Here is a 5,662-nt window from a genome sequence, read left to right on the forward strand (position 1 = left end):
GTGAGCGCGCCGGCGCCAGCCGGCTGCAGGGGTTGACCTGGACGTTTGCCATCAGACCCTAGCCGGCAGGCCCGGAGCGCAACGCGATCCGGCGGAGCTTACCGGCTCTGCCGGTTAGCGCAGTGGGGCTCGACGACTGCCCGCCAGGGCAGGAGCCGAAGGGGGCCATGCCTGAAAGGTCTTACTGTGTGAACTGCAAAAGTGAGAGGAAAATAAGCGCTCAGGAAGGGTATTACCGGGATTACGGTCTTCAGGGGGCAGAACCAGCACCCCGTCTTCGGAGCGGGGGCTGCTTCCTGTTAAGGGCATCAGCGGCTTGCCTGTGATCCCTGCCCCGCCCATACCCCTGACAATTAATCACCATCTCTGGCCGCGTGAACGAGAACCGGCGGCTCAGACTGACACCCGGCCCTGCGTCAGCTTATTCGGTACCATCCAGCGCTCAAGCTCCCGGACAGTCTCTGTAGAATCTTCTGACAGGTATCGGGCTTCAGCGGCCATCTTCCACAGAGGCTCTTCGTAAAAAAACCGCCGTTCAAAACCGGCCATAGAGGGAAAGCGCTCACCCCAGCGGAAAAACATCGTCATCAAATCACTCTGGCGCACCTCTGTGTTTGCCCACTTTGATGCCCAGCTGGCGACAGTTGCAGGCGTCTGGAACGCGAGCTCGATTTCAGCCTGCCCCGTCAGCGCCATTCGCGTCCGCTCCTGCTGGGTCTGTTTGCGAAGATACTGACGGGTGTATTTTTCGTCGCGCATTTCCTCCCTCCTCTGCCGTCGTTCACGGATCTGAAAAAGGGCTTCCGGAAAGAGCAGGCGGGCCGCGTCCGACGGCAGCGGGTGGGTGGCGCAGCCCCCGCTTTCGATGAGCCAGTCAACGGCCCGCAGCCACTCGCGCTTGCGGCCGCGTAACGCTTCCTCCCGCAGAACGGGATCGAAGAAGCGCAGTTCACGCAGGGTGATGCGCTTGCTGCCCTTCAGGAAGCGGAAGAACGCCTGCGCATAAGGGAAGTCAGCGCGAAGCGTCTGACGTTCGCGCCTGCGCTCCACGTAATCAACAGCCTGAAGCATGGCGCGCCGCGCCTCGCACAGCGGCACCAGTGAACGGTTGCCGGGGATCATGCATCGCCCTCCTGTACCAGGTAATCTGCCAGGCCGCTGACGCTGTACTCCAGCAGGCAGGCCTGCGCGGCAGCGGCGATCAGGGCGCTGATGCGCGCAGGATCGAACGGCGTCAGCCGGAGTACGTCGCGCACGCAGCCGCCATCTGCCGACGCGATCAGGACAAGCCACTCCCCGGCCACTTCGCCGGGACTGCACACGCAGAGGCAGAATGCCTCACCGGGCGGCGCAAAGCGCAACTGCACCGGGAACAGGCCGCCGAATTCGGCCCGGTACTCACCGTTGACCGTCCAGCCCTCCGGGACGGTCAGCAGGGAAAGCACTGCGCTGGTCAGCACATGCCTTTCGCCCTCGCCCCGCGCCCGCCACTCTTCAAACTCACAGGGATGCATTGACGCCAGCACGCTGAGATTGTTCATTACGGTATTTTCCATGATGGTCTCCCTGCGGCCCCGAAGGGCCGCGCTCCCTGTCAGGCCGCGTGAGCGGGATCGTTGTTGTCACTGTCGCTGTCAGCCTCGCTGACAGCGGCGTCGTCAGTGGCCTTTTCCGGCTCCGGCCCCTTCATCCAGGCAGGCACCCAGCGCGTGTCGCGCATTTTGTTTTCAGCCAGTTCTGCGGCGTCGCCCTTCTTCATTTTCTGTGCATCCCGCGCCGCGCCCGTGAGTCCGGCCTCGTTCAGGGCATCGATAATCTGGGCGTGTTTCAGGTCAGCGAACAATCCGGCTTTTGTCGGGTTCCACCAGTCGCGCAGGTTGAAGCCCAGCGCGGCCTCCAGTTCAATCAGGTTACTGCGCGAGGTGTGGCCACATTCGCGGGTCTGGACGCCGTCCACCGAGCAGGCGACACAGAAGGTCAACAGGGCCATGAGCGTTTCGCCGTTCAGCGAGAAAAACGCGGTGAGGTCTTCACCCCAGCCCTTCGGTAACAGCGCTTCCAGCCTTTTGCGCTCCACCGTGAGCGCCAGAAAGGCGGCTCCGTCCTTGCCGGAAGGGGCATTCCCCGTCAGGGTGGAATGTGACTCGGTCAGGCTGATCCGGAACGGTCTGCTGCGGAAATAACCGGCAGTGAACACGCTCCGGCAGAGTTGCCAGGTCAGCAGGGCAATGGCTTTTTTCTGCTGCTGCATCAGCGCGGCCTGCACGGCAAGGGTGCGCTCGGAGGACATTTTCGTGAGCAGCGGCAGGCTGATCCCCTCGGCCTCATCGGGCGGTGACTGATACTCAAAGCGGCTGGCACCGGATGTTTCGGCGGTGCTCTCCTGCGGCTCCTGTGGCTGCTCCGCGCCGCTGCTTTCTTCCGTTTCCACCGTCTCCACATCCGCAAGGCGAATCACGCCCCGATCCACACACAGTTCGCCGTAAGCGTTGAAACCGACCACCACGCCCGTTGTTGCGCGGGTTTCAGGTGTCCATGCGCGGATCTGCGCGGCCTGCTCAATGGCGTCAATTTCATCAGAAGCCGCGCTGTAGCCGTCCTCGTCATTGTTCTCGGAGCAGTATTCAAGTTTGTTGAACAGTTCCTCGATACGCTTTTCTTCTTCACCGACATAAACAGGAGCAGGCTCGTCTGTGAGGCGGTATTCCAGACCATCTCCGTGAGGCCACAGAGATTTCATCCGGCCCATGCTCCACTTCCAGCCCTCCTGTGCCTGGATTTCCTGCGCCATCGCCTCCAGCTTCTGCACGGTCAGTTTTTCCAGCAGCACGATGTCTGCCGTTCCTTCGCCGTCCTGCTGGCTGAACAGGTCTTCACGTACCACGCCGCCTGCGTTCTCGTAGGCCTCACGGCCCACGAACAGGAAACGATCGTCAGTGATGGAAATTTCTTTGTCGGTGATCTGCTTTTTCAGCATGGAGAGGGGCAGTTCAGGCCAGCCCGATTTTACCGACTCGTAGACGCTCACCTGACGTTCCTGATCGTCTTCCAGGCAGAGCACCTGACACTGTTCAACGGTCAGTTTGTCGTCTGCCAGCAGCTTAAGAAGTGACGGGGCGAGGTTCGCGAGTTTGAGCATGCGCTGGACGTGGCGGGTGCTGTAACCCGCCTCTGTACCAATCTGCTCGGCGGTTTTCCCCTGCGCCGCCTGCGTACCGAAGCTGGCTATCTGCTCTGCCGCATGCATGTCGCTGCGCTGGGCGTTTTCGATATAAGAAACGAGCGCCGCCATGTCTTCGGTCACACGCTTGAACGCCACCGGATGATCGGACGTCAGAACCTGCTGTGAGCGCAGCAGATTCAGGGCGGTGAGGCGTCTGCCGCCTGCGGCCACCGCCAGTTGCCCGTCAGGCAGCGCGTGAGCGACCAGATTCTGCAACAGGCCGACCGACTTAATGGTGGCCGCCAGGCTCTCCACGCTCTCAGCAGAATACGGGATGGTGCGCGCATTGAGCGGCGACACCACGAACGCCGAAAGGGGCGCGTGCTCCAGTGGCGCGGCTTCAAGCGCCGCGCTGACCGCCGCCTGTTCGGCGTCGGTGACTTTTTTGACGCTGGTTTTTTTTGCTGCTTTTGGTTTAGACTCGGTTACTGACATTATTGGTTCTCCAGATTGATAACTGTCACGCCCTGCGGAGTGACCTCTCCGGCAGGGCACCTTTCACTGCTTACTGCGTTTTGCGGATGCCGTACTCACCGATATAACGGTTCAGACCTTCCCCCGCATTTGACTCAAAATCCCATGCGCGCCAGACCATAGCGCCGTCCTTACGCACGACCAGGCGAAAGTGCGTACCCTGATCGTCCTCGATGGCGACGTTGGAGTACTGCGCAGCGACCTCGTTCGCTTCCTCACGCGTAAAGATGTCGTCCGGTAAGCGCACCACTGCTGACTTTTCCATGAAATCTCCTTTTTTTTGCCCTTAAAAACCGTCACCCGTTGAGTTGCCGGGGCCGCGGTCTTGACGTTTTGCGGGGAACTGCTGCTTTCTCCCCAGGTTGTATCCTTCACCCGTTTGAGAGCCGTTCGCCGCAAAGGGCGTAACGAGCACGGGCCGGTGCAGCTGTCCGGGAGCGAGCGGAAAAATTTTTGGCCCGACAAAAAATTTTCCTGCGAGAGGCTTCAGCCGTCCCTGGACAGCCAGGCGGTTTGTGCTTGTCTCAGCCCCGGCGAAAGGACTCAGACGGGCGAACACAACCCCTGCGGAAAGCGGGAACCCGCCGCAACGGCGTGACGCGCGGGCGCGAAACGGCGTTGCCCCTTACATCCCGCCGTGTGTGCTGGCGGGATGCGCGGAGCGCCGGAGACGGCGCGACTGAGCGGCGCAGCCGGAACGGCTGCTGCAAGCGGAAGGTGTTGCGTCAGGATGGAAACCCGCTGCCCCGGAACGGGGCCGGGCAGAGACGGCCCGCCGGCTCTGTGCGGAGCATGACAGCCGACAGGACGCCCGGTGAGACAGCCTTTTCCCCGTCCGACACGGGCATAAACGGCAACCGAGGTCACGCATTACCACAAAAAAATCTGAAAAACAGGCTGTAAAAGCCCTTCTGAAGCACTCCGTTATCAGAGGCGGGGCGGTGGCCGCGCCGTCCGGCGCGTGCCCTGCTGCCCCGCCGCCGCAGGCGCAGGGTTTTGGGCGGGCTGACAGGCGGCCGTAACCGCCTGAACGTTGCTGACTACCCTTTGCCACCCTGCAAAATAAAGTGGCCACCGATATACACGGCACACTGACAGGTCATGTAATGGCAGATTTCATCCACAACTTCTTCTGTCCTGAGTTCTCTCTGGCCACTGACTCGCCGGCGCTCGTTTATCAGGGCCTTATACTGGCGAAGAATGTCGCGGGTTTGCGGTGACAGTTTCATTTTCTTCTCCTTTACGGCAGGGCCAGCCCTGCCGAAATCATCAGTTACTGAACACAAAACCGTCATGCAATACCAGACCGCTGCTGAACAGGTCACGCGCATACGCTTCGTAGTCGAAATAAGACCGCAGCGGCTCCGGGACGTCATTCAGCAGGCCGTGTTCTTCGACATACCCGTAAGCATAATCTTCCTCGGTTTTCGCTTCTCCCCGGTACGCGTCGTCAAACGCGTCGAAATCACAAACGCCCGAATAGTCCGCCCATGCAATAAATGCGGCTTCTCTGCCCTCTTCTTTCGCCTGCTTCCAGGCGGCGATAAAGTCCCAGTCAATATGAGATTCCGACACGAACTGTGACGGGATCCCCTCCCAGTCCTGAAACATGAATTCAGGATCGTCTTCAGAGGCATGAAGGTCGCGGCAGGCTTCATGAAACTCGTCCTTCTCCTCAAAGTCCGTGAGATCGAACCACTTCCCGAAAATGCTGCCGCAGTTATATTTGTGATAAGTCCCGACGTATACCGCTGGCCCGTTAAAAGTCATAAGCAATCCTCCGCAGTCAAAGTTGTCTCAGATCCGGCCTGTGCCGTGACTGAATGACAGCCCGGCGAAAAGCGAAGTGTTCAGGAGCGACGCCGCAGGCCGCAGCGCAAGCGAGCGGGAGGCGGGATAACGGACGGCGGCGACGCGAAGCATGAGCGGAGGCGCGACGGGAGTGAGCCCGCCGGAGCGAGTGCG

At 60.7% G+C, this 5,662-nt stretch carries 6 protein-coding genes; all 6 read right to left on the bottom strand.

Annotated features, from left to right (window positions below; genetic code table 11):
- Positions 1–393: 393 nt before the first annotated feature.
- Entirely contained in the window at positions 394–1,122 is a 729-nt protein-coding gene (locus CBW22_RS14245) for a plasmid SOS inhibition protein A (protein WP_088517016.1), read from the bottom strand.
- Positions 1,119–1,556 (bottom strand): conjugation system SOS inhibitor PsiB, encoded by a 438-nt coding sequence (gene psiB, locus CBW22_RS14250; protein WP_088517017.1) that lies wholly within the window; start codon positions 1,554–1,556, stop codon positions 1,119–1,121. The genes CBW22_RS14245 and psiB overlap by 4 nt, the downstream gene beginning before the upstream one ends.
- Positions 1,557–1,594: 38 nt before the next feature.
- Entirely contained in the window at positions 1,595–3,658 is a 2,064-nt protein-coding gene (locus tag CBW22_RS14255; RefSeq protein ID WP_088517018.1) for a ParB/RepB/Spo0J family partition protein, read from the bottom strand.
- Positions 3,659–3,728: 70 nt separating this feature from the next.
- The gene (locus tag CBW22_RS14260; protein ID WP_088517019.1) at positions 3,729–3,962 is read right to left on the bottom strand and encodes a DUF905 domain-containing protein; all 234 of its coding nucleotides are present in this window, start codon (positions 3,960–3,962) and stop codon (positions 3,729–3,731) included.
- 775 nt (positions 3,963–4,737) lie between these two features.
- Positions 4,738–4,926, bottom strand: coding sequence for a hypothetical protein (locus CBW22_RS14265; RefSeq protein ID WP_088517020.1), 189 nt, complete (start codon positions 4,924–4,926; stop codon positions 4,738–4,740).
- A gap of 40 nt (positions 4,927–4,966) precedes the next feature.
- Positions 4,967–5,467, bottom strand: a complete 501-nt coding sequence (locus CBW22_RS14270) for an antirestriction protein ArdA (protein WP_088517021.1) — start codon at positions 5,465–5,467, stop codon at positions 4,967–4,969.
- Positions 5,468–5,662: the final 195 nt, after the last annotated feature.

The sequence above is a fragment of the Pantoea sp. VS1 genome, assembly GCF_002207995.1.
Lineage (GTDB): Bacteria > Pseudomonadota > Gammaproteobacteria > Enterobacterales > Enterobacteriaceae > Pantoea > Pantoea dispersa.